At 71.0% G+C, this 23,071-nt stretch carries 23 protein-coding genes; 16 read left to right on the top strand and 7 right to left on the bottom strand.

What is annotated here, in order from left to right; translation table 11 throughout:
- The first annotated feature begins 127 nt into the window (after positions 1-127).
- Entirely contained in the window at positions 128-1,120 is a 993-nt protein-coding gene (locus AW270_RS22655) for a GDP-mannose 4,6-dehydratase (protein WP_061297132.1), read from the top strand.
- 220 nt (positions 1,121-1,340) lie between these two features.
- Positions 1,341-1,796 (top strand): hypothetical protein, encoded by a 456-nt coding sequence (locus AW270_RS22650; RefSeq protein ID WP_157522416.1) that lies wholly within the window; start codon positions 1,341-1,343, stop codon positions 1,794-1,796.
- 204 nt (positions 1,797-2,000) lie between these two features.
- On the opposite strand, the gene AW270_RS22645 is transcribed toward AW270_RS22650, so the two are convergent.
- Positions 2,001-3,203, bottom strand: coding sequence for a cytochrome P450 (locus tag AW270_RS22645; RefSeq protein ID WP_061297130.1), 1,203 nt, complete (start codon positions 3,201-3,203; stop codon positions 2,001-2,003).
- 158 nt (positions 3,204-3,361) lie between these two features.
- Between AW270_RS22645 and AW270_RS22640 the strand changes: the two genes are divergently transcribed.
- The 6 genes from AW270_RS22640 to AW270_RS40620 all read left to right on the top strand — a co-directional run bounded on the left by AW270_RS22640 (position 3,362) and on the right by AW270_RS40620 (position 9,536).
- Complete coding sequence (locus tag AW270_RS22640; protein ID WP_061297129.1) at positions 3,362-4,225, top strand: fumarylacetoacetate hydrolase family protein; 864 nt, start codon at positions 3,362-3,364, stop codon at positions 4,223-4,225.
- Positions 4,222-5,535 carry an L-fuconate dehydratase gene (locus AW270_RS22635; RefSeq protein ID WP_245674804.1) on the top strand — a complete coding sequence of 438 codons (1,314 nt, stop codon included), beginning with the start codon at positions 4,222-4,224 and terminating at the stop codon, positions 5,533-5,535. Before AW270_RS22640 ends, AW270_RS22635 begins: the two co-directional genes overlap by 4 nt.
- Complete coding sequence (locus tag AW270_RS22630) at positions 5,532-6,278, top strand: SDR family NAD(P)-dependent oxidoreductase (protein WP_061297128.1); 747 nt, start codon at positions 5,532-5,534, stop codon at positions 6,276-6,278. Before AW270_RS22635 ends, AW270_RS22630 begins: the two co-directional genes overlap by 4 nt.
- Before the next feature lie 3 nt (positions 6,279-6,281).
- A complete protein-coding gene (locus AW270_RS22625) occupies positions 6,282-7,538 on the top strand; it encodes an aldo/keto reductase (protein WP_082801758.1) in 1,257 nt (418 codons plus the stop codon).
- Complete coding sequence (locus AW270_RS22620; protein ID WP_061297127.1) at positions 7,538-8,374, top strand: amidohydrolase family protein; 837 nt, start codon at positions 7,538-7,540, stop codon at positions 8,372-8,374. Before AW270_RS22625 ends, AW270_RS22620 begins: the two co-directional genes overlap by 1 nt.
- Before the next feature lie 94 nt (positions 8,375-8,468).
- A complete protein-coding gene (locus AW270_RS40620) occupies positions 8,469-9,536 on the top strand; it encodes a C40 family peptidase (RefSeq protein ID WP_061297126.1) in 1,068 nt (355 codons plus the stop codon).
- A 1-nt stretch (position 9,537) separates the two neighbouring features.
- Here the strand turns inward: AW270_RS40620 and AW270_RS22610 are convergent, their stop codons facing one another.
- The 4 genes from AW270_RS22610 to AW270_RS22595 form a co-directional block, all read right to left on the bottom strand.
- Positions 9,538-10,209, bottom strand: a complete 672-nt coding sequence (locus AW270_RS22610; RefSeq protein WP_061297125.1) for a FadR/GntR family transcriptional regulator — start codon at positions 10,207-10,209, stop codon at positions 9,538-9,540.
- 30 nt (positions 10,210-10,239) lie between these two features.
- On the bottom strand, positions 10,240-11,271 hold the full coding sequence (locus AW270_RS22605; RefSeq protein WP_061297124.1) for an MBL fold metallo-hydrolase: 1,032 nt from the start codon (positions 11,269-11,271) through the stop codon (positions 10,240-10,242).
- Between the two features lie 82 nt (positions 11,272-11,353).
- Positions 11,354-12,469, bottom strand: coding sequence for a steroid 3-ketoacyl-CoA thiolase (locus AW270_RS22600; protein ID WP_061297123.1), 1,116 nt, complete (start codon positions 12,467-12,469; stop codon positions 11,354-11,356).
- 24 nt (positions 12,470-12,493) lie between these two features.
- Positions 12,494-13,099, bottom strand: coding sequence for a TetR family transcriptional regulator (locus tag AW270_RS22595; RefSeq protein WP_061297122.1), 606 nt, complete (start codon positions 13,097-13,099; stop codon positions 12,494-12,496).
- 96 nt (positions 13,100-13,195) lie between these two features.
- On the opposite strand from AW270_RS22595, the gene AW270_RS22590 reads away from it, so the two are divergent.
- From AW270_RS22590 to AW270_RS22580, 3 genes are all read left to right on the top strand, one after another.
- Positions 13,196-14,206 carry an acyl-CoA dehydrogenase family protein gene (locus AW270_RS22590; protein ID WP_061297121.1) on the top strand — a complete coding sequence of 337 codons (1,011 nt, stop codon included), beginning with the start codon at positions 13,196-13,198 and terminating at the stop codon, positions 14,204-14,206.
- Positions 14,191-15,345 carry an acyl-CoA dehydrogenase family protein gene (locus AW270_RS22585; RefSeq protein ID WP_061297120.1) on the top strand — a complete coding sequence of 385 codons (1,155 nt, stop codon included), beginning with the start codon at positions 14,191-14,193 and terminating at the stop codon, positions 15,343-15,345. Before AW270_RS22590 ends, AW270_RS22585 begins: the two co-directional genes overlap by 16 nt.
- Positions 15,346-15,655: 310 nt before the next feature.
- Positions 15,656-16,039, top strand: a complete 384-nt coding sequence (locus tag AW270_RS22580; protein WP_157522413.1) for a hotdog family protein — start codon at positions 15,656-15,658, stop codon at positions 16,037-16,039.
- A 10-nt stretch (positions 16,040-16,049) separates the two neighbouring features.
- Here the strand turns inward: AW270_RS22580 and AW270_RS22575 are convergent, their stop codons facing one another.
- The gene (locus AW270_RS22575; protein WP_061297118.1) at positions 16,050-17,471 is read right to left on the bottom strand and encodes a hypothetical protein; all 1,422 of its coding nucleotides are present in this window, start codon (positions 17,469-17,471) and stop codon (positions 16,050-16,052) included.
- Positions 17,472-17,660: 189 nt separating this feature from the next.
- On the opposite strand from AW270_RS22575, the gene AW270_RS22570 reads away from it, so the two are divergent.
- The 5 genes from AW270_RS22570 to AW270_RS22550 are packed head-to-tail and all read left to right on the top strand — an operon-like array spanning position 17,661 to position 21,385.
- Positions 17,661-18,614, top strand: coding sequence for an ABC transporter ATP-binding protein (locus AW270_RS22570; protein WP_061297117.1), 954 nt, complete (start codon positions 17,661-17,663; stop codon positions 18,612-18,614).
- Complete coding sequence (locus AW270_RS22565; protein ID WP_061297116.1) at positions 18,607-19,272, top strand: ABC transporter permease; 666 nt, start codon at positions 18,607-18,609, stop codon at positions 19,270-19,272. Before AW270_RS22570 ends, AW270_RS22565 begins: the two co-directional genes overlap by 8 nt.
- A complete protein-coding gene (locus AW270_RS22560; RefSeq protein WP_061297115.1) occupies positions 19,251-19,931 on the top strand; it encodes an ABC transporter permease in 681 nt (226 codons plus the stop codon). Before AW270_RS22565 ends, AW270_RS22560 begins: the two co-directional genes overlap by 22 nt.
- A 36-nt stretch (positions 19,932-19,967) precedes the next feature.
- A complete protein-coding gene (locus AW270_RS22555; protein ID WP_061297211.1) occupies positions 19,968-20,885 on the top strand; it encodes an ABC transporter substrate-binding protein in 918 nt (305 codons plus the stop codon).
- Positions 20,885-21,385, top strand: a complete 501-nt coding sequence (locus AW270_RS22550) for a flavin reductase family protein (RefSeq protein ID WP_061297114.1) — start codon at positions 20,885-20,887, stop codon at positions 21,383-21,385. The genes AW270_RS22555 and AW270_RS22550 overlap by 1 nt, the downstream gene beginning before the upstream one ends.
- Here the strand turns inward: AW270_RS22550 and sppA are convergent.
- Positions 21,382-23,070, bottom strand: coding sequence for a signal peptide peptidase SppA (gene sppA, locus AW270_RS22545; protein WP_061297113.1), 1,689 nt, complete (start codon positions 23,068-23,070; stop codon positions 21,382-21,384). The two genes, AW270_RS22550 and sppA, sit on opposite strands and share 4 nt — an antisense overlap.
- Between the last annotated feature and the right edge of the window lies 1 nt (position 23,071).

The following is a 23,071-nucleotide window of genomic DNA, read 5'->3' as shown; positions in this document are numbered from 1 at the left end:
GGCACCTGAGATGACCTTAGCCTAGGCCGGTCGAATGCCGTTCGGTGGAACATGTTCTACGAATGCGAACTGGTCAGGGCCTTCGGGGTACATTCGCCTACAAAGTTCGCGTACGGAGGAGGACGTGTTGGCCAGACGCGCGTTGATCACGGGCATCACCGGTCAGGACGGCTCCTATCTCGCCGAACATCTGATCTCCGAGGGCTACGAGGTGTGGGGCCTGATCCGGGGTCAGGCCAACCCGCGCGTCTCCAAGCTCCCCAAGGACGTCCACCTGGTCCGCGGCGACCTGCTCGACCAGGGCTCGCTGATCTCGGCCGTGGAGAAGGTCCGCCCCGACGAGGTCTACAACCTGGGCGCCATCTCGTTCGTGCCGATGTCCTGGGAGCAGGCCGAACTGACGGCCGAGGTGACCGGCATGGGCGTGCTGCGCATGCTGGAGGCGATCCGGGTCTGCTCCTCGCGCGGCGGGGAGATCCGCTTCTACCAGGCCTCGTCGTCGGAGATGTTCGGCCAGGTCCGCGAGACCCCGCAGACCGAGGTGACCCCCTTTCACCCCCGCTCGCCCTACGGCGTCGCCAAGACCTACGGCCACTTCCTCACGCAGAACTACCGGGAGTCGTACGGCATGTACGCCGTTTCCGGCATTCTCTTCAACCACGAGTCGCCCCGGCGCGGGGCCGAGTTCGTGACCAGGAAGGTGTCGCTCGGGGTGGCCCGCATCAAGCTGGGCATGGCCTCCGAGCTGCGGCTCGGCAACCTGGAGGCCCGGCGCGACTGGGGCTACGCGGGCGACTACGTACGGGCCATGCACCTGATGCTCCAGGCCCCGAACCCGGAGGACTTCGTCATCGGGACGGGCCGCACCCAGTCGGTCCGCGAACTCGTCGAGGCGGCCTTCACGGCGGCGGGCCTCGACTGGGAGCGCTACGTGATCGCCGACCAGGCGCTGCACCGCCCGGCCGAGGTCGACCTGCTCTGCGCCGACCCGAAGAAGGCCCGCATGCAACTCGGCTGGGAGCCCACGGTCCCGTTCGAGGAACTGATCGCCATGATGGTCGAGTCGGACCTCCGCCTCCTCAGCGAGGGCGGCGACCCCCAGGACTCGAGCTGGCCTTGATATGGCCGCGCCTCCGGCGCGGCGGGCTTGGCCGCCTTCATGTCCGGGCCTTCCCTCGTCGCTCCGGTTCGCTTCGCTCTCCTGCGCTCCTCAGTCCAGGACCCGGACGCGGCCAAGCCACGACTGGTTGGCCGTATGACTTGCTCCGGCCCCTATCGGCTCTGGCGCGTCGTGGCTGTCAAAGCGCTGGGATTAACCTCAAGATCGCTACTTTCTGCACATGATCAAATACATTGTGTCGCTGGCGGTGCTGGGGGCGGGTCTCTTCGCGCTTCCCGCCCAGGCCCAAGCTCAGGCTGGTGGCTGCGGGGCGCAGCTCGACACCCGTAAGGGCGTCTCCAGCGTGGTGTGGCGGCTCTGCCTGGAGGACGGCGACCGGCCGCACGGGGCACTCTCGGCCGACTGCCGGATCGCGGCGCCCTTCTGGATCTCCGTCCCCTGCTCGGTCAGGGGACGTTTCGAGATCCAGAGGAACGGCGACCTCGTCGTGTCAGGGCCCTTCAGCGCGGTGAGCGGCCTCGACGGCCACCTCGACGTCGACCAGATCTTCTCCTTCGGCTGCCAGGGCCCCGGCGTCTACGCCTTCGCCGTCAAGGACGCCAGGTACACCTTCCCCGCCCTCAACAGCGTCGCCGCCCCCGACGCCTTCGTCGCCCTCAACGCCTGCCCCGGCTGATCCCCGGCGTCACGCCAGATGCCTTCCCTCAGTCGTATGGGGGACTTGCTCGCCCGCGCCCGTGCCTGGACTGAGGAGCGCAGGAGAGCGAAGCGAACCGGAGCGACGAGGGAAGGCACGGGCTTGAGGCGGGCGAGCCGCCGCGCCGGAGGCGCGGCAGTCAGACAGGCGCGGCCATCAAACAGGCGCGGCAGTCAGACAGGCCTAAAGCGACACCGGCAGGTCCTTGATGCCGTTGATGAAGTACGAGCGCAGGCGGCGGGCCTCGCCGGCCTGCTGGATCTTCGGGGCGCGCTCCGACAGGACCTCGAACAGGACGCGGAGCTCCATCTTGGCCAGGTGGTTGCCGAGGCAGAAGTGGGCGCCGCCGCCGCCGAAGCCGAGCTGGGGGTTGGGGTCGCGGGTGACGTCGAAGACGCCGGGGTTGGCGAAGACCTCCTCGTCGCGGTTGGCGCCCGCGTAGAAGATGACGACCTTGTCGCCCTCCTTGATCTGCTGGCCCCGCATCTCCATGTCCTGGGTCGCGGTGCGCCGGAACAGGTTCACCGGGGCGACCCAGCGGACGATCTCGTCCGCGGCGGTGCGGGCCACCGCCGGGTCGGCGACGAGCTTGGCCCACTCGTCGGGGTGCTCGAAGAGGGCCAGCATGCCGCCCGAGGCGGCGTTGCGGGTCGTCTCGTTGCCGGCCACCACCAGGAGCAGCACGAACAGGTCGAACTCCTCGACGGTCAGCTCCTCGCCGTCGTCGCCCGGCTGGAGGAGCTTGGTCACCAGGTCGTCGCGCGGGTCTTCGCGGCGGGCCTCGGCGAGCTTGTTGGCGTAGGCGTAGACCTCCATCGGCGCCTCCAGTCCCTCTTCGGGGCTGGCCGAGTAGTCGGGGTCGTCCATGCCGATCATGCGGTTGGACCACTCGAACAGCTTGTTCCGGTCTTCCGCGGGGGCGCCGAGGAGCTCGCAGATGACGTACAGGGGCAGGGGCGCGGCGATGTCGCGGACGAAGTCGACGCTCGGCTTCCCGTGGGCCTCGTCGATGAGCTGGTGGCAGATCTCGCGGATGTGGTCTTCCAGGTTGGAGATTGCGCGGGGGGTGAAGCCCCGGTTGACCAGCGAGCGGCGGCGGGTGTGCTCCGGCGGGTCCTGGTTGAGCATCATCAGCCGCTGGAGTTCGAGCTCCGCCTCGCCCGGCTCGGGGAACAGCGACAGCCGCCGGTGGGACGAGAACAGGTCGCTGCGCCGTGACACGTGCACCACGTCGGCGTGTTTGGTCAGCGCCCAGAACGGGGGCCAGCCCTCCATCTGGCCGCCCTGGTGGCGGTAGACCGGCGCGTTGGCCCGCAGCCAGCTGAACTGGTCGTGGGGGGCGCCGGAGGCCGCGTACCGATCCATGTCGACGAGGTCGATGAGCATGTGATCACCCGATCATCGTTGGGCCGAAAGGGAAGGTGGAACGTGTTCCAGCCAAGCATGTTTCCGCACCGAACAGGTCATCCGATGTCTGAGCTTGACACGGAGGCAGGGCTGGCCTCAGGCTTCTTCGTGCAAACATCGGATGTATAGGGGGAGTCGTGAGGCTGCTTCGAGTAGGCGAAAAAGGCGCGGAACGCCCAGCCGCGCTCACGGACGACAATCGGCTGCTCGACCTGGGCGAACTCCTCAACGGAGGCGATTTCACCCCCGATTTCTTCGCCTCCGGAGGGCTCGACCGTGTCCGCGAGGCGCTCTCCGGTGACCCCCTTCCCGGGCTTCGCGAGCTCGACCAGGACGGCCTGCGCATCGGCCCGGCCGTCGCCCGGCCCGGAAAGATCGTATGCATCGGGCTCAACTACCGCGACCACGCGGAGGAGTCCGGTGCCGCCGTTCCGGCCGAGCCGGTGGTCTTCATGAAGGCCTCCAACACAGTCGTCGGACCTTTCGACGAGGTTCTCGTGCCGCGCGGCAGCGTGAAGACCGACTGGGAGGTCGAACTCGCCCTGGTGATCGGCTCGACCTGCCGCTACCTCGGCTCCCATGAGGAGGCGCTCGCCTCGGTCGCGGGCTACCTCGTGTCGAACGACGTGTCGGAGCGCGAGTTCCAGCTCGAGCGCGGCGGTCAGTGGGACAAGGGCAAGTCCTGCGAGACCTTCCAGCCGCTCGGCCCCTGGCTCGTCACGGCCGACGAGGTCCCCGACCCGCAGGCGCTCGGGCTGCGCCTGTGGGTGAACGGCGACCTCAAGCAGAACGGCAGCACCAAGAACATGATCTTCGGTGTGGCCGAGATCGTGCGCTACCTCAGTCAGTTCATGGTCCTCGAACCCGGGGACGTGATCAACACCGGCACACCCGCCGGAGTGGCCCTCAGCGGCCTCCATCCCTACCTCAAGGAAGGCGACGTCATGGAGCTCGAGATCGACGGTCTCGGACGGCAGCGGCAGACGGTGGGGCAGGCGTGACCACCGCGGCGTCGATCCACCCTTCGATCTACCGGCCGATCCAGTCGTTCCAGACCTTCGACATCCGGTTCCCGACGTCCCTGGAGCTCGACGGCTCCGACGCGATGAACCCCGACCCCGACTACTCGGCCGCCTACGTCGTGCTGTCCGACGGCGACTGCGAGGGTCACGGCTTCGCGTTCACCATCGGCCGCGGCAACGACATCCAGACCGCCGCGATCCGCGCCCTGGAGCCCTACGTGCTCGGCCGCGACGTCAGCGACCTCGGCGCCCTCTACAAGGAGATGGTGTACGACAGCCAGCTCCGGTGGCTGGGCCCCGAGAAGGGCGTCATGCACATGGCGATCAGCGCGGTCGTCAACGCGCTGTGGGACCTCAAGGCCAAGCGTGAGGGCAAGCCCCTGTGGCGGCTGCTGGCCGAGATGTCGCCCGAGGAGCTCGTCGACCTGGTCGACTTCCGCTACATCGGCGACGAGCTCACCCCCGACGAGGCGCTGGAGATCCTGCGCCGCGCCGAGCCGGGCCGCGCCGAGCGCATCGAGAAGCTGCTGGAGACGGGCTACCCGGCGTACACGACCTCGCCCGGCTGGCTCGGCTACGACGACGAGAAGCTGCGCCGCCTCTGCAAGGAGGCGCTCGACGAGGGTTTCCGGCAGATCAAGCTGAAGGTCGGCGCCGACCTGGAGGACGACGTGCGCCGCATGCGCATCGCCCGGGAGGTCTGCGGCGAGGGCTTCCCGATCGCCATCGACGCCAACCAGCGCTGGGACGTCGGCGCGGCGATCCGCTGGATCGAGGCGCTCAGCCCCTACTCGCCCCACTGGGTCGAGGAGCCGACCAGCCCCGACGACGTGCTCGGCCACGCCACCATCGCGCGGGCCATCGCCCCCATCCCGGTGGCCACCGGCGAGCACGTGCAGAACCGGGTCATCTTCAAGCAGCTCCTCCAGACGCGGGCCCTGTCGTATCTCCAGCTCGACGCCGCGCGCGTCGCGGGCGTGAACGAGAACATCGCGATCCTGCTGCTCGCGGCCAAGTTCGGAGTGCCGGTCTGCCCGCACGCCGGCGGTGTCGGGCTGTGCGAACTGGTGCAGCACCTGTCGATGTTCGATTATGTGTCGGTGACGGGCACGATGGACAATCGCGTCATCGAGTACGTTGATCATCTTCACGAGCATTTCGTCGACCCGGTCGTCATCGCCAACGGCGCCTACCGCGCGCCGGTCACGCCCGGGTTCAGCGCCGAGATGCGGCCCGAGTCGATCGCGGCCCACGTCTTCCCCGATGGGCCGGTCTGGAGAGAGTCATGACCGAGTTCGAGGGCTTGAAGGCCCTGGTCACCGGCGGGGGCCAGGGCATCGGCCTGGCCATCGCCACCCTGCTGACCGAGCGCGGCGCGCGGGTCGCCTGCCTCGACCTCAACCCGCCCGGCGAGCCCTTCGTCGGCGTCAAGGCCGACGTGACCGACGACGCCTCGGTGCGCGCGGCGGTCACGTCCGCCGCCGAGGAGCTCGGCGGCCTCGACATCGTCGTCAACAACGCCGGGATCGGCGCGGCCGGCACGGTCGCCGACAACGACGACGCCGAATGGCTCCGGGTGTACGACGTCAACGTCGTCGGCATGGTCCGGGTGACCCGGGCCGCGCTGCCCTACCTGCGCGAGTCGAGCCACGCGGCCATCGTCAACACCTGCTCGATCGCGGCCACGGCCGGGCTGCCCCAGCGGGCGGTCTACAGCGCGACGAAGGGCGCCGTCTACTCGCTGACGCTGGCGATGGCGGCCGACCACGTCCGCGACGGGATCCGGGTCAACTGCGTCAACCCGGGCACCGCCGACACCCCGTGGGTCGGCCGGCTGCTCGACGCCGCCGACGACCCGGCCGCCGAGCGCGCCGCCCTGAACGCCCGCCAGCCGATGGGCCGCCTGGTCAGCGCCGAGGAGGTCGCCCACGCGGTGGCCTACCTGGCCAGCCCGCTCGCCTCGGCCACCACCGGCACCTCGCTGGCGGTCGACGGCGGCATGCAGGGCCTGCGCCTTCGGCCGAGGAGCTGAGGCGTGCAGCGCATCGCCCTGCGCACCCGGCTCAAGCCCGGCAGCGAGGCCGCCTACGACGCCGAGCACGCCCGGCTCCTGCCGGGCCTGGAACGCGCGATGCGCGACGCCGGCGCCCGGGTGTGGCGGATCTGGCGTGACGGCCTCGACCTGTTCCACTACGTGGAGGTCGTCGACTACGCGGTGTTCCAGGCGCGCATCACCGCCCACCCGGTCAACCAAGCCTGGCAGAAACAGATGAACCGCCACCTGGAGGGCGACTTCGACCCGTCCGCCGGGCCGCTCGGCAAGGTCTGGGAGATGTCGGGGGCTGTACGTCCGAGGGCTCCGTTCTCTACGGTTTTCGGCGTGACGACGACCTATGGCTTCGGGGCCGCGCCGCTGGGGAACCTGTTCACGGCCCTCACCGACGACGAGGCGTCCGCCGCGGTTGAGGCCGCGTGGGACGCCGGGATCCGCTACTTCGACACGGCCCCTCACTACGGGCTGGGCCTGTCCGAGCGCCGCCTCGGCGAGGCGCTCGCCAAGAAGCCGCGGGGCGAGTTCGTGCTGTCCACCAAGGTGGGGCGGCTGCTCGTGCCGGCTGACGGGATCGGCAAGGACGACCAGGGCTTCGACGTGCCGAAGACCCATGTGCGGGCCTGGGACTTCTCCCGCGACGGCGTGCTGCGCTCGCTGGAGGAGTCGCTCGATCGCCTGGGCCTCGACTCGATCGACGTCGCCCTGATCCACGACCCCGACACCCATTGGGCGCAGGCCGTCGGCGAGGCGTTCCCCGCGCTCGCGGAACTGCGCGACCAGGGCGTGGTGAAGGCCGTCGGGGTCGGCATGAACCAGTGGCCGATGCTGGCCGACTTCGTGCGCGAGACCGACGTCGACACGATCCTGCTGGCCGGCCGCTACACGCTGCTCGACCAGTCGGCCGAGGCCGAGCTGCTGCCGCTGTGCCGGCGGCGCGGCGTCTCGGTGGTCGCCGGAGGGGTGTTCAACAGCGGCCTGCTGGCCCGCCACGACGTCACCGGGGGCACGTTCAACTACGCCCCCGCGCCCGACGAGGTCGTCGCCCGCGCCCGCGAGATCGCCGCCGTCTGCGAGCGCCACGGCGTGACGCTGCCGCAGGCCGCGATGGCGTTCCCGCTGCGTCACCCGGCGGTGTCGACGGTCGTGCTGGGGATGAGGTCCGTGCAGGAGGTCCGGGGGAACATGGAGCTGGCCGCCCGGCCCGTTCCCGAGGCTCTGTGGGAGGAGCTGGGGTTCTGATGATCGACGCGCATCATCACCTCTGGGACCCGTCCCGACGCGACTACCCGTGGATGTCCGGCGCGGCGCTCGCGCCGATCAGGCGCCCGTTCGGGCTGCCCGAACTGCGGGCCGCCACCGACGCCGACGGCACGGTGCTCGTGCAGACCGTCTCGTCGGTCGAGGAGACCCGCGAGTTCCTGCGGACCGCGCTGGAGTCCGGCGGGCTGATCAAGGGCGTCGTGGGGTGGGTCGACCTGACCGCTCCCGACGTGGCCGACGTCCTCGCCGAGCTGCGGGAGGGTCCGGGCGGCCACCTGCTGGTCGGCATCCGCCACCAGGTCCAGGACGAACCCGACGACGAGTGGCTGGCCCGCCCCGACGTCGTGCGCGGCCTGCGGGCCGTCGCCTCCGCCGGGCTGGCCTACGACCTGCTGGTGCTCGTCCACCAGCTCGGCGTGGCCCGCAAGGTCGCCGCCGACCTGCCCGAGGCGCGGTTCGTGCTCGACCACGCCGCCAAGCCGCCCGTCTCCAGCGGGCTGCTGGAGCCGTGGGCGACCGAGATCGAGGCGATGTCCGAGCTGGGCAACGTGGCGTGCAAGATCTCCGGCCTCGTCACCGAGGCGAACTGGACCGACTGGACTCCTGGTCAGCTCCAGCCCTACGTGGAGCACGTCCTTGAATATTTCGGCGCGGAAAGGGTCATGTTCGGCTCAGACTGGCCCGTCTGCCTCCTCGCGGCGACCTACGGCGAGGTAGTGGAGACAACTAAGGACTTCACCAGCGGGCTGAGTGAAGACGAACAGTCGTGCATCTACGAGTCGACGGCACGGAAGGTCTACCGCCTGACCTCATAACCGCTTTTCCACAGAACGCAGTTCTAGGCCGCGCACTCAGCGTAACCCCCCGGACTCTTGGGTCGCCCTTGTCTTCACGACCCAGGAGTTCCGGATGCTCACCACCCTCCTCACGGCCGTCCTCTGCACCCCGGGGATCCCCGGCCCCGACGTCGGGCCGTGTCCCGTGCCCGCCTCTTTCCGGTACGTGTTCCGCGCCCCCGCCGGACCGTCCGACGACCCGGGCGACGAACTCGACGAGCTGATCGACCTCGCCGAACTCGCGGAGGAGTGGGGCCACGTGTGGCCGCCCCCGGAGTGGGAGGGCTTCGACCCGTGGGGGCCCGAAGGGCCGTGGGCCGAGGCGTGGGACGACCTCGACGACCCGCCGGGCTTGATCTTCGGCCCCGCTGATCGCGACATCCGCCCGTTTCCAGCACAGCACGGGACCGCCCAGAACGGGACCGCCCAGAACGGCACCGGCCACAACGGGACCGCCCAGAACGGGACCGCCCAGAACGGGACCGGCCACAACGGGACCGGCCACAACGGGACCGCCCAGAACGGCATCGCTCAGGTCGACGCCGCGCCTCCGGAAGAGGCCTCTGTCCGGCCGGAGGTCGACGCCGAGCCGAGGCCCAGACCCAAGAAGACCGACGACCGCCGACCCCCGGCCAAGTCCGAGGGGCCGCCCGGCGTCGAGGTCAAACCCCGGACCAAGCCCGGACCGCGCGAGGAGGGCGACCGTGATTCCAGCCCCGGCGCGATCGCGCTGCGGGCGGCGACCAAGTGGCTCGGCATCCCCTACGTGTGGGGCGGCGGCAATGCGAGCGGCCCCAGCCGGGGGATCGGCAAGGGCGCCAACCGGGTCGGCTTCGACTGCTCGGGCCTGACCCTCGCCGCCTGGGCCAAGGCCGGGGTCACCCTCGGCCACTACACCGGCACCCAGATCAAGCAGGGCAAACCCGTGCAGACCAGGGACCTGATGCCGGGTGACCTGCTGTTCTTCGGCGCGACCAGAACCGACCCGTCCCACGTCGGCATCTACGCCGGCGACGGCGACATGATCCACGCCCCGCGCACCGGCGACGTCGTCAAACGCGTGGAGGTGCTCACGGCGCCGTTCTGGACCAAGCGCTTCCAGGGCGCGGTCCGGCCCCAGCCGCCCGCGTCGAAGGCGTGAGCTACAGCGCCTGCCGCAGCCACGACTCCACGTCGGCGATGTGGACGGTCGCCCACGCCTGGGCCACCTCGGGCTGGCGGGCCGCGATCGCGCCGTAGATGGCGTAGTGCTGGTCGAGGGTCTTGCTGGGGGCGTTCGACTGGGTCAGGCCGCGCCAGATGCGGGCCCTGGTCGTCGGGCCCGACAGGCTCTCGATGAGGGAGCAGAGGACGGCGTTGCCGGAGCCCTCGGCGATGCGCTGGTGGAACTCGAGGTCGTTGGCGACGAGCTGCTCGACCGTGGGGTTCTCGGGGAGCGAGTCGAGGATCTTGCGGAGCTCCTCGATGCCCGAGTCGGTCATGTGGACGGCGGCCTTGGCGGTGGCGGCCGGTTCGAGGATGCGGCGGACCTCGAAGAACTGGAGCACCGTGTCGTCGCGGTGGAAGTCGACCACGAACGAGAGGGCGTCGAGCAGCAGGCGCGGTTCGAGACTGGTGACATAGGTGCCGTCGCCCTGGCGGACGTCGAGGACGTTGATCAACGCCAGCGCCCGCACCGCCTCACGCAGCGAGTTGCGGGACAGCCCGAGCCGTTCGGCGAGGTCGGCCTCCTTGGGCAGCCGCGCCCCCGGCGCCAGCTCTCCCTTGAGGATCATGTCCTTGATCCGGTCTATCGCCGTATCGGTTACCGCCACGCCTCGCACCCACCCTCAGACATCCGATGTCTAGGAGTGTACGACGAACGTGACCGGATCACCTCCCGTGCGCCTCACCAATCCGCGCACCTCGAGTGTCCGCAGGTGGGCGGCGGCCTCCCCGGCGGCCATCCCGCGCAGCATCGGCGGCAGGTCCTCCCACCGCCGGTTCCACGTCATCAGCGACGCGATGGTCCAGATGGTCAGCGGCCGGTCGGCCTCGGTCATCGAGGCGACCAGCTTCGTCAGCTTCTCCTCGTGGTGCTCCACGATCTCCCCGGCGCGGGCGGCGACGTCGGTGAACGTCCACTCGTGGGCGGGCAGGGCCTCCAGCGGGCCGAACGTGGCGATCTTGCCGAGCGAGGCCAGGAACTCGCCGAGGGGGTCGACGTCGGTTCGGTCGTAGGGATACATCCCGATATGGGGGGTGATGCCGGGCAACACGTGGTCGCCGGTGAAGACCCGATCACCGTCTTCGAGGTGGAGGCAGATGTGCCCGGGGGAGTGCCCGGGGGTCCACACGGTGCGCAGCCTGCGCCCGGGGAGGTCCACGAGCGCCCCGTCGGCCAGGTGGACGTCGGGCATGGCCGGGGGAGCGGGCGCGGGCATGATGGCGGCCGGCACCTCCTCGGGCGAGGCGCCCGCCCGGCGCAGCATGTCGGTCTGGATCCGGGGCCGGTCGTCGGCCGCGGCCATGTCGTGGAACATGCGGACCATCTCGGCGTCGGCCTCGTGCATGGCGATCCAGCCGCCGGAGGCCTCCCTGACCTGCCCGGCCAGCCCGGCGTGGTCGGGGTGGTAGTGGGTCACGACGACCCCGCGCAGGTCGGCGAGCGCGATGCCCGCCTGCGCGAGCCCGCTCTCCAGCGCCTCGAACGCCTCGGGGTGGTTCCACCCGGCGTCGATCAGCACCGGCCCGGCGGGCGACTCGACGGCGTAGACGAGCGTGTAGCCAAGCGGGTTGCCCGGGATCGGCACCGGCACGCTCCACACCCCGTCGCCGAGGTCGGTGACCTTCTGGGCGCTGTAGGCACGCCGCGTCCGCACATCACGCTCAGTCATCCGGCCCCCATCAAGCGCCTGTCACCGCGACCATGGTGCCAAACCCCCATGAACGTCGCGTGTCGCCCCTCCCCCGAACGGCTCACGCGCGTTCGAGGACGGTCGCGGTCGCCAGGGCCCCGCCCGCGCACATGGTCACCAGCGCGGTCGAGGCGTCCGCGCGTTCGAGCTCGTGCAGGGCCGTGGTGATCAGGCGGGCGCCGGTCGCGCCGACGGGGTGGCCCAGGGCGATCGCGCCGCCGTTCACGTTGACGCGCGTGAAGTCGGGCCGGTGGACGGACGCCCACGACAGGACGATGGCCGCGAAAGCCTCGTTAACCTCGAAGAGGTCGAAGTCCGACATGGACATGCCGGTCCGGTCCAGCACGCGCGTGGTGGCGTCCACGGGGCCGTCCAGGTGGAAGTAGGGCTCCGCGCCGACCAGCGCCTGGGCGCGGACGCGGGCGCGGGGGCGCAGGCCGTGCCGCTCCGCCGCCTCCTCGCTCGTCAGCAGCACCGCCGCCGCGCCGTCGGAGATCTGCGACGACGTCCCGGCGGTGTGGAGGCCGCCCTCGCCCATGACGGGCCTCAGCCCGGCCAGGCCCTCGGCCGTCGTCTCGCGCAGCCCCTGGTCGCGGGTCACCCCGGCGACGGGGACGACCTCGCGGTCGAAGCGCCCCCGCGCCCACGCCATGGCCGCCTGCTGCTGGGAACGCGCGCCGAAGGCGTCGAGGTCGGCGCGGGTCAGGCCACGCCGGGCGGCGATGCGCTCGGCGGCGGTGAACTGGTCGGGCAGGTCGATCGACCAGTCGTCCGGCCTGGGGTTCGCGGGCAGCACGTTCGAACCGAGCGGCTGGCGGCTCATCGACTCGACGCCGCACGCGATCCCGACGTCGATCACCCCGGCCTGGATCAGGGCCGCCACCAGGTGCACGGCCTGCTGCGACGACCCGCACTGCGCGTCGAGCGTGGTGACACCCGCCTGGTGGGGGAGCCCGGCGTAGAGCCAGGCGTGCCGCCCGACATGCCCGCCCTGCTCACCGGCCTGGGTGACACACCCGGCGAAGACCTGCTCGACGGCCAGGGGATCGATCCCGGCCTTCTCGACCAGCCCGGTCAGCACGGCGGCGAGCAGCGCCTGTGGCTTGAGCTCCGCCAGCCAGCCGCCTCGCCTGCCTATCGGCGACCGGACGCCCTCCACGATCACCGGCGTCCCCATGCCAGAAACTGTAACGCGTTCTAGTCAGGCCGGGAAGTCGGCCAGCAGCCGCGAGGCCGCGATCTCGATCCGCCGCTGGATGTCCTCGTAGGTCCGCCGCCCGCGCAGCATCTCCAGCAGCTCCTGCACCCACACCGCGCCGAGCGAGGCCGCCAGCACCGCCTGCTCCTCGTCGGCCGCGGCCTCGGACAGGCCCGCCACCCGCAGCAGCAGCCCGGCCATCCGGTCGCCGAACGGCAGCTCGACGTCGGCCAGGATCAGCGCCCTGATCAGCGCGTCGGCCAGCTCGGGCTCGCGCATCAGGCCCCGCGTGGCCCGCATCAGCACGTCGACCGCGCGCCCGTCGGGGGTCAGCGCCGCCGGGGGACGGCGGGCGATGCTCGACTCCAGCATGTCGAGCTCCTCGCCCACCACGGCGACCACGAGGTCCATCTTCGAGGGGAAATAGCGGTAGAGAGTGCCCAGTGCGACGCCGGCCCGCTCGGCGACCGTCCGCATCTGCATCGCCTCGACGCCGCCCCGGGAGGCCAGCGCCGCCGCGGCCTGGAGGATGCGCCTGCGCCGCTGGAGCTGGCTCTTGGTGCGCAGGCCCGGAGCCGTGCCGGGCGGGAGGTCCTGGACCGCTTCCATAAAGGAACAGGTTATCTGACCAGGTCCCCCACCGGCTGGTTACTCACCAGTCACGGGGCTGTGGACACTTACTAGAATCCGTTCTAACTTCGGTTGGTGGATTTCGATCTCGACGAGCCGCAACGCGAGTTGCGCACCCTCGCGGCCGGGCTTTTCGACAAGGAGAGCGACCCGGAGAACCACGAGAGGAGCGGCGAGCCCTACGACGCGCGCCTGTGGGCCACGATGGCCCGCGCCGGTCTGGTCGGGGCCTGCCTGCCCGAGGAGGCCGGCGGCGCGGGGCTCGGGCCGATCGAGATGGCGGTGCTCCTGCGGGAGCTGGGGGCGCACGTCGCGCCCGTGCCGCTGCTGCCCGCGCTGGTCACCGGGCTGACCATCGGCCGCCACGGGCCGGGGGAGCGGCTGGCCCCCGTGGCGGAGGGCGGCGCGCCGTTCACCTATGCGCTCAGAGGCGACGTCACCGTGGCCGGCGGCCGTCTCACCGGGCGCAAGACCGGCGTCCCCTACGCCGCGCAGGCGGCGGCGGTGCTGGTGACGGTCCAGAGCGACGTGTACGTGGTCGGCCGCGAGGCGGTGGTCGTACAGGAGACTCCGACCGCGACCGGGGAGCCGGCCGGAGTGATCACCCTCGACGACGCCCCGGGAGAGCTGATCGCCGGGGCCGCCCACGACCTCGGTCTCCTGGTGCACGCCGCGCTGGCCGCCACCGCCTCGGGGGTGCTGGCCCAGGCGTTGAAGATCACCACCGACCACGTCAGGACGCGCCGCCAGTTCGACCGCGCGCTGGCCGAGTTCCAGGCCGTCACCATGCAGATCGCCGACGTCTACATCGCGACCCGGGCGCTCGACGCAGCCGTCTGGTCGGGCGTGTTCCGGCTCGCGAACGGTTTGGACGCCGACCGCGACCTGGCCGTCGCCGCCCTGCACACCGCCGACTCGGCGCTGCGGGCCCTCTACACCTGCCAGCACCTGCACGGCGGCCTGGGCGTCGACGTCTCCTACCCGCTGCACCGCTACTTCGCCTGGGGCAAGCACGCCGCGCACGCCCTCGGCGGCGCGGAGGCGCAGCTCGACCTGCTGGGGGAGCTGGAATGTTCGTCGAACTGACCGACGCGCAGCGCGCGCTGCGCGAGGAGCTCCGCGCCTACTTCGCCACCTGCCTCACCGGCGACCAGCGCGCCGCCATCGCCGCCGACCCCTTCGGCGTCGCCTACATGGACCACTGCCGCCGCCTCGGCCAGGCGGGCATGCTCGGCCTGGGCTGGCCGGAGGAGTACGGCGGCCGCGGCTACGGCCCCCTCGAACAGCAGATCTTCGCCAACGAGATCGCCCGCGCCGAGGTCCCCTACCCGATCATCACCCTGCAGACGGTCGGCCCCACCCTGATGCAGTACGGCACCCCCGAGCAGAAGGCCCGCTTCCTGCCGCGCATCCTCGCGGGCGAGTGCCACTTCGCCATCGGCTACAGCGAACCGGGCGCCGGCACCGACCTGGCCTCCCTGACGACCACGGCGGTCCGCGACGGCGACCACTACGTCGTCAACGGCCAGAAGATCTTCACCTCGGGTGCCCACCACGCCGACCACATCTGGCTCGCCGCCCGCACCGAGCAGACCGCCAAGAAGCACCGCGGCATCACCATGATGATCGTCTCCACCGACGACCCGGGCTTCTCGTGGACGCCCATCATCACCATGGACGGCCGCCACCACACCAACAGCACCTACTTCACCGACGTCCGCGTCCCGGCCGACATGGTCGTCGGCGAGGTCGGCAGGGGCTGGGACCTCATCGTCAACCAGCTCAACCACGAACGCGTGACCCTCGGCCCGGCCGGCAACATCGCCCACACCTACGACCGCTTCAAGGCCTGGGCGCACACGTCCGGGATGATCGCCGAACCGGCGGTGCGCCGGGCCCTCGGCTCCGTGTACGCCGCCTTCCGCACCAACGAACTGCTCAACTGGCAGGTCGCCGCCACGATGGACCTCGGCTGGCTGGCCGCCCCCGACGCCTCCGCCACCAAGATCTACGGCTCCGAGCGCATGCAGGACGTCGGCCGCGTCGTCGGCGAGACCCTGGCCCGCTTCGGAGACCCGGCCGACGAGGCCACCCGCGACCTGATGGAACGGGTCGATCGGGGGGTGAAGGGCGGCCTGGTGCTGACCTTCGGCGGCGGCGTCAACGAGGTCCAGCGCGAACTCATCGCCCTGCTCGGCCTCCAGCTTCCCCGCCCGCCTCGGTGACCGGACCGTCTCCAGGAGCAAAAACGACATACCGCATCTCCCGTGGCCTGCGGGGATGCGGGAGTTCCACTTGTGAGGGGGAAAACCTCATCCCGGTGAACCCCGAGCCCAACCGCCCGATCACCTGGCCAACCGGGACAGCCGGGGCATCTGGGAGGGTTCACCTGCGGAGAGCTTCCGGGTCCTGCGGTGCGGCGGACCCGGAGCGCTGCGACAGTCCGCCCAGACCCGGTCCGCCCGGCGTGCCGTCTCCCAACGGTCCCACGCCGCGGCGACCGGCGTAGGGCGTCACCCACCGACACCGGGAGCCGTGACCATGCGAACCCTGACCAACCCCAGGCGCGGCGCGGTGTTCCCGGCCTCCTGCCGGCCCGCCCCGTGGAGCGGCGAGATGTGGACACCGGACATCCGAGTCGGCACCGAACTCCCGCGCCGGGAACTCCCGCCCGGCGACGCCCCGCTCACCCTGCTCGCCACGATGACCGTGGTCGAGGGCTACGTGACCGGCTGGGCCGGGACGGACGCCTTCCTCCGCGGCCTGAACGTCAGACTCGGCGTCCCCGCCGAAGCGGGCGACGTCGTCACCGTCACCGGCACCGTGACGAGCGGCGCCTCCGGCGTCGTCGCCGTCGAAGTGCGCGCCCGGTCGGCGCGGGGCGTCCACGCGACCGGGACGGTCCGCCTGTCCTGGTGACCCGCGGGTCTCAGACCAGCAGGGGCATCGAGAAGAAGACCAGCACGGCGATGGCGAGACAGATCAGGAACCCGATCAGCTCCCACGCCCAGTCGTGGTGCTTCTCCTGAGGCTTCGCCTTCGCGCGCGGCGCGCGCCGCCCCGAATGAGTCCGGGCCGCCGCCGGTTCGGGCAGGGCGATCGGCGCCTCGGGCAGCGAGCCCGTCTGCACCGCCCGGAGCAGGGCGCTCTCCTCTGGCTCGCCGACCGTCGTCGAGCCCTGCGGCATGTCCTCGATGTCGTCGGCCACCGGCCTGGCGAACACCAGCCGGTCGGAGGGCAGCAGGTCGGGCATGGTCGTCTCGCCCGGCGACTCGGGCTCCTCGGCGAGCAGGTCCGGAGCCGGGACGACCGGGGCGACCGTTTCGGTCTGCTCGGGCTGCGAGGTCTCCGTCTCGGTCGTGAAGGCGTCGAACGACTCCATCTTCGAGAACGCCGCGAGCTGATCCTCGACGACGGCCTCGACCGCCTCCACCGTCTCGGGCGGGGCGGGCGCGTCTTCCGGCGCGACCGGGGTGGGCATCGCCATGCGGCGGCGCTTGGGCGGGCCGTTGCCGATGTTCTTCAGGATCGAGCCGCGCAGCCGGGGCATCGGCTGGGTGAGCGCCTCGTGCCTACGGCGGCGCTCCGCGATCTTCGTGGGGTTGGTCAGGTCGTCGAGCGGGACGACCGTCGTGTTGGTCGCCGGGTCGGTCTCGGTCGCCAGCGGCAGCGGCCACGACGGCGCGGTCGGCCAGAGCCTGCGGACCGGCAGCGCGGTCGCCTTCCGGGGGACCGGCGGCGCCGTGTCGAAAGGGAGCGCTGCCTGGACGCGCCGCAGCACGTCGCCCGGCGGCTCGCGCCAGGGGAGCCGGGCCAGCACGTCTTCGAGGGGGGCGACCCCGATGGCGTCGTACACCTCTTCGACGTCGCGGGCCACGAACGGCGCGGTGCGGGCGGCGGCGACCGCGGTGGACAGGGTCTGGGCGAACCGGTGGCGGGCGCTGGTCGCCAGTTCGGCGGCGGTGTCGGCGGCCACGTCGAGCACCAGGGCGAGTTCGGCGCCGTCGAGCCCGCAGTGGGCCGACAGCAGCAGGACCTCGCGCTGGTGGGGGCGGATGTCGCGGAAGACGCGTTCGATGAGGGCGGTCGCCGGGTCGGCGATCGAGTCGACGGCGGGCATCGCGTAGCTGACGTCGCGGCGGTAGATCTCGCGCCGGGCGAGGGAGTAGAGCGCCGCGCGAGGCGGATCCGTCGGCGGGACGCCCGCGAGCACGGCCACCAGGGCGTCGGCGGCCGAGGCCGTCTCACCCAGTTGGTCGTGGCAGTAGGCGAACAGCCCGGCGGCGTGACGCTCGTAGAGCTCGGCGATCAGGTCGCTCCTGGAACGCTGACCCGTGAGCGGTGTTGTCACGGCCGGTACCCCTGGTGTTGAAGTGGAGGGATCGTACGTCAATCATGCCGCCACCAAGGGCTGGAGCGCACTAATTAGTGGGCTTTTGATTCATATTCTTCTGGGCAGTATGCATTGATCATTTTCGGAATGTAACAAAGCCCTCGTAGGCTGGCCGCGGAGATCAACACCCCTGGACAGAGGTCGCCAGTGATCACATTTGACGGCGTCACGAAACGGTACGCCGACGGGACGGTCGCGGTCGACGACCTCTCGCTCGAGGTGCCGACCGGTGCCATCACGGTCTTCGTCGGCCCTTCGGGCTGCGGCAAGACCACATCGCTCCGGATGATCAACCGCATGATCGACCCCACCGAGGGCCGCATCCTCCTCGACGGGAAGGACGTCACCGGCGTCGACCCGGCGACCCTGCGCAGAGGAATCGGCTACGTCATCCAGCAGGCCGGCCTGTTCCCCCACCGCCGCATCGTCGACAACGTCGCGACGGTGCCGCTGCTGCTCGGCTGGGACAAGAGGAAGGCCCGCGACCGCGCGATGGAGCTCCTCGAACGCGTCGGGCTCGACCCCAAGCTGGCCCGCCGCTACCCCTTCCAGCTCTCCGGCGGCCAGCAGCAGCGCGTCGGGGTGGCCCGCGCGCTGGCCGCCGACCCGCCGGTCCTGCTGATGGACGAGCCCTTCAGCGCCGTCGACCCGATCGTGCGCACCTCGCTCCAGGAGGAGCTGCTCCGGCTCCAGGCCGAGCTGCACAAGACGATCGTCTTCGTCACCCACGACATCGACGAGGCGGTCAAGCTCGGCGACACGGTCGCGGTGCTGCGGGTGGGCGGGAAGCTGGCCCAGATCGCCGAGCCCGCCGACCTGCTGAGCGACCCGGCCGACGACTTCGTGCGCGAGTTCCTCGGGCGCGACCGGGGGATCCGGCGGCTCGGGTTCGTCCCGGCCAAGGACCTGGCGCTCGAACCCGCGCCCGACGGCGTGACCCCCGAGGGCCACGGCACCTTCAACCCGGCGAAGGACTCGCTGCGGGCCGCGCTCGACGCGGCGCTGCTGTCGCCCGACGGGCTGGCGGTGGCCGTCGACGACGACGGGCGGGTGCTCGGGGTGGTCGACCAGGCCGTGCTGGTGGGGGCGGCCCGTGGATGAGCCCCTCGTCCGCTGGGACTGGATCGCCCGCAACTGGGACAACGGCGGCCCCACCTCGGTGAAGGTGCTGCTGGAGAACCACATCGTGATGGCGTTCGTGCCCGTCGTCGCCGGGCTGCTCATCGCGATCCCGCTCGGCCTCGCGTGCGCCCGTTACCGGTGGCTCTACCAGCCGACCGTCGGCATCATGAACGTCGTCTACTCGCTGCCGTCGCTGGCGCTGTTCTCGATCCTGCTGTCGGTCACCGGCCTGACCCAGACGACCGTCATCATCCCGCTGACCCTGTTCTCGCTCGCGGTGCTCATCCCCGCCGTGGTCGACGGCATGCGGTCGGTTCCCGACCACGTGCGCCAGTCGGCGGTCGCCATGGGCTTCCAGCCCGTCTCCAGGCTGCTCAGGGTCGAGTTGCCGATCGCGGTCCCGGTCGTGCTGGCCGGGCTGCGGGTCGCGGCGGTGTCGAGCATCTCGCTGGTCAGCGTGGGCGCGCTGATCGGGCAGGGCGGCCTCGGCTACCTGTTCATCGACGGCTGGCAGCGGCAGTTCTACACCCCGATCGTCGTGGGCATCGTGCTCGTGGTCGCGCTGGCCCTGGTCGCCGACCTGGTCATCATCGTGGCCCAGCGCCTGCTGACGCCATGGGCGAGGAGAACCTCGTGAACTGGCTCATCGAGTTCTTCGGCAGCGCCGAATACTGGTCGGGCGACGACGCGATCCCGATCCGGCTGCTCCAGCACCTCGAATACTCCTTCCTTGCCTTCGCCATCGCCGCGCTCATCGCGGTCCCGCTCGGCCTGCTCATCGGGCACACCGGCCGGGGCGCGGTCATCGTCGTCGTGTCGGCCAACGCCGCCCGCGCGCTGCCCACGCTGGGCCTGCTCGTGCTGGTCGTGCTGCTCATCGGGGTGGGCACTCTCTGGCCGGTGCTGATCCCTTTGATCGCGCTCGCCGTCCCGCCGATCCTGGTCAACACCTACGAGGGCATCCGGGGCGCCGACCCCGATCTGCGCGACGCCGCATACGGAATGGGCCTGCGGGGAAGTCAGGTGCTGTTCCGGGCGTTGCTGCCTGTTGCACTGCCGCTCATCCTGCTGGGGCTGCGGCTGTCGGCCATCACGGTGGTCGCCACGGCGACCGTCGCGGCGTACGTCGGGCTCGGGGGACTGGGGAGATACATCATCGACGGGCTGGCGACCAAGAACTACGCCGAGGTGTTCGGCGGCGCCGTGCTGGTGGTGCTGCTGGCGCTGGCCGTGCAGGCCGGGTTCACGCTGCTCAACCGGGTAATCGTCTCGCCGGGGGTGCGACAGGTCCGCTAATCTCTACCTAATCCCCCGATTTTGAAGGGAATGTACGTGAAACGAGCATTCATCACCGCGGTCGCCGCGGTGTTCGCCCTATCCGCCTGCGGAGGAGGTGGCGGCGACCCGTTGACGCAGGCCACCCCGACCGCGCCCGCCGCCACGGGGGGCTCCGCCGCCGCTTCCACCACGGTCGTCGTCGGCTCCTTCAACTTCCCCGAGAGCGTGCTGCTCGGCTCGATCTACGCGCAGGCCCTCCAGGCCAAGGGCGTCACGGTCGAGGAGAAGCCCAACATCGGCTCCCGTGAGGTCGTCTTCGACCAGGTCAAGAGCGGTGGCCTGACCGTGCTCCCCGAGTACGTCGGCTCCCTGCTGGCCTTCGTCGACCCGGCCACCACGGCCAAGTCGACCGACGACGTCGTCGCCGCCCTGAAGACCAAGCTCCCCCCGGAGGTCGAGGTCCTCACCCCGGCCGCCGCCCAGGACGGCAACTCCCTCACGGTCACCAAGGCCTTCGCGACCGAGAAGGGCCTGACCACGATCGAGGACCTGGCGAAGATCTCCAAGGACCTCAAGGTCGGCGGCCCGCCGGAGTTCAAGGAGCGTCAGGAGAAGAACTTCAAGGACACCTACGGCCTGGAGTTCAAGGCCTGGGAGCCCACGGCCGACACCACCGCCGACGCCATCAAGAGCGGCACCATCCAGGCCGGCAACGTCTTCACCACCGACCCGAAGATCCTGCTCAACGACCTGGTCTCGCTCCAGGACAACAAGAACGCCTTCGCCGCCGACAACATCGCGCCGCTGGTCTTCAAGTCGGGTGTGGACGACAACGTCAAGTCCACCCTCGACGCCGTCTCGGCCAAGCTCACCACCGAGGGCCTGCTCGAACTGATGAAGCGGATCGCCGTCGACAAGGACGACCCGCCCGTGGTCGCCAAGGACTGGCTGACCCAGAACGGCCTCGTCTGATGACGACTCCGGCGGCGGGCCTCCCGTTCGTGGACGCCATGGCGCAGCTCGCCGCCGGGGTCGCCGTCGTCACCGTGAAGGACGAACGGGACGACGTCGGCAACACCGTGACCAGCCTGCTCTCGATCTCGGTCGAGCCGCCGACCGTTTTGATCAGCCTCGCGACCAGCGCCTACCTGACCGAACTGCTGCTCAAGCACGACCGCTGGGCGGCCACGCTGCTCAGCGACGGCCAGCAGACCATCGCCTCACGCTTCGCCACCCCGGGCCGCCCCGGCGCCCGGCTGCTGCTGGCCTCGGTCGCCCACCACCGCGGCGCCCACTCGCAGGCCCTGATCGTCGAGGGCGGGGTGGCCGCCGTCGAGGCCGAGACCATGACGGTGGTCCCGGCCGGCGACCACATGCTGTTCCTCGCCCAGGTGACGGCGGTCGACTACGTCGACGCCACCCGCCCGCCGCTCACCCGCCTGCGCGGCCGGTACCGCCCGGTCAGGAGTTAGCGGATGACCCACGTGCCGGGCAGCATCAGCGGCCCGGCCGCCGGCAGGCCCAGCTCGGCGGCGAACGCCGACAGCGGCCCCCAGGCCTCCAGCCGGATCCTGGCTGTCGCGGCCGTCTTGTCCTCGCTCGACTCGGCCGGGATCAGCCGCTCCAGCGGGTTGATCTTCGGGTAGGACCGGACCGGCGCGTCGGCCGCCAGGCCCGCCCGCTTGCGCGCCTCGGCCAGCGCGTCTTCGACCCCGCCGAGCTGGTCGACCAGCCCGTTGTCCCGCGCGTCGGCGCCGGTCCAGACGCGGCCCCTGGCCAGCGACTCTGCTCTGTCTCGCTCCAGCCCGCGGCCCTCGGCGACCTTGGTCAAGAAGTCGTCGTAGACCCGGTCGAGCCAGGTGTTGATGCGCGCCCACTGGGAGTCGGAGAACGGCCGGGTGGAGGAGAACATGCCGGCGTTGGCGCCCTCGGCGACGATCTCGGTGGAGATCCCGAGCCGGTCGAGCAGCCCGCCGAGCACGGCCTTGCCGCCGAAGACGCCGATCGAGCCGGTGAGGGTGCCGGGCTGGGCGAAGATGACGTCGGCGGCCATCGAGACGAAGTAGCCGCCCGAGGCGGCGACGTCGCCCATCGACACGACGACCGGCTTGCCCGCCCGCCTGGCCAGGATCACCTCGCGCCAGATGGAGTCGGAGGCGGTGTAGGAGCCGCCGGGGCTGTCGACCCGGAACACGATCGCCCGGACCTTGTCGTCGCGGCGGGCCGCCCGGATCGCCGCGCTGATCGTGTCGGAGCCCATCGCGCTGCCGCCGCCCAGCGGCGAGCGGCCGCTGCGGCCCAGCCGGATCGCGCCGTGGCCGTGGACGAGCGCGACCACCTGCTCGCCCGGGTGGGGCATCTTGGGGAGCTGCGCCTTGACGTAGCGGGCGACGTACAGGAGCAGGGCGTCCTGCGGGACGTGGTCGGCGTAGACCTCGTCGCGGTATTTCAGGCCGTCGACCAGGCCGGCCGCGACGGCCTCCTGGCCGTAGAACGGGCCCTGGTCGATGAGTTCGCGCACCCGCTTGGGTTCGAGGCCGCGGCCCTCGGCGATGCCGGCCACGAGCTGCTCGGTCAGCGACTCGGCCAGCCGCCCGGTCATCTCCTTGTGGGCGTCGGTCATGTGGTCTTGGGTGAAGGTGTTGGCGGCGGTCTTGTACTGGTGCCGCTGGCCCACCTGGTAGTCGATGTCGAGCTTGCCGAGCGCGCCCTTGAGGAAGCGCTGCTCGATCGCCACGCCGGTCAGCCCGACGTCGCCCGACGGCTGGAGGTAGACCTTCTCGAAGGCGCTGGCCAGGTAGTAGGGGACCGTGCCGTTGGCGACCTCGCCGTAGCTGTCGGCCCAGGCCACGGTGAGCTTCCCGGCGGCCCGGAAGTGGACGACCGCGTTGCGGATCTCCTGGACCATGGCCAGGCCGAGCGGCTGGCCGCCGATCTTGACGATCAGGCCCTTCACCCGGGGGTCGCGGCGGGCCCGCCGCAGGCCGCCGATGACGTCGCTCAGCCGGGCCCGGCGCATCGACAGCAGAGCCGACACGGGGTCGGCGGGAGGAGCGTCGGTCAGACCCTCGGTCAGGTCGAGCTCCAGCATCAGCGGGGAGGTCCGGCGCTGCCGCATCTTGCCGACGGCCTCGATGATCGTCTTGGTCGCGTCCATG

This window comes from Herbidospora cretacea, assembly GCF_001570605.1.
Taxonomy (GTDB): Bacteria; Actinomycetota; Actinomycetes; order Streptosporangiales; family Streptosporangiaceae; genus Herbidospora; species Herbidospora cretacea.
The sequence above is the reverse complement of the archived record's forward strand: the minus strand, read 5'-3'. Positions and strand labels throughout refer to the sequence as shown.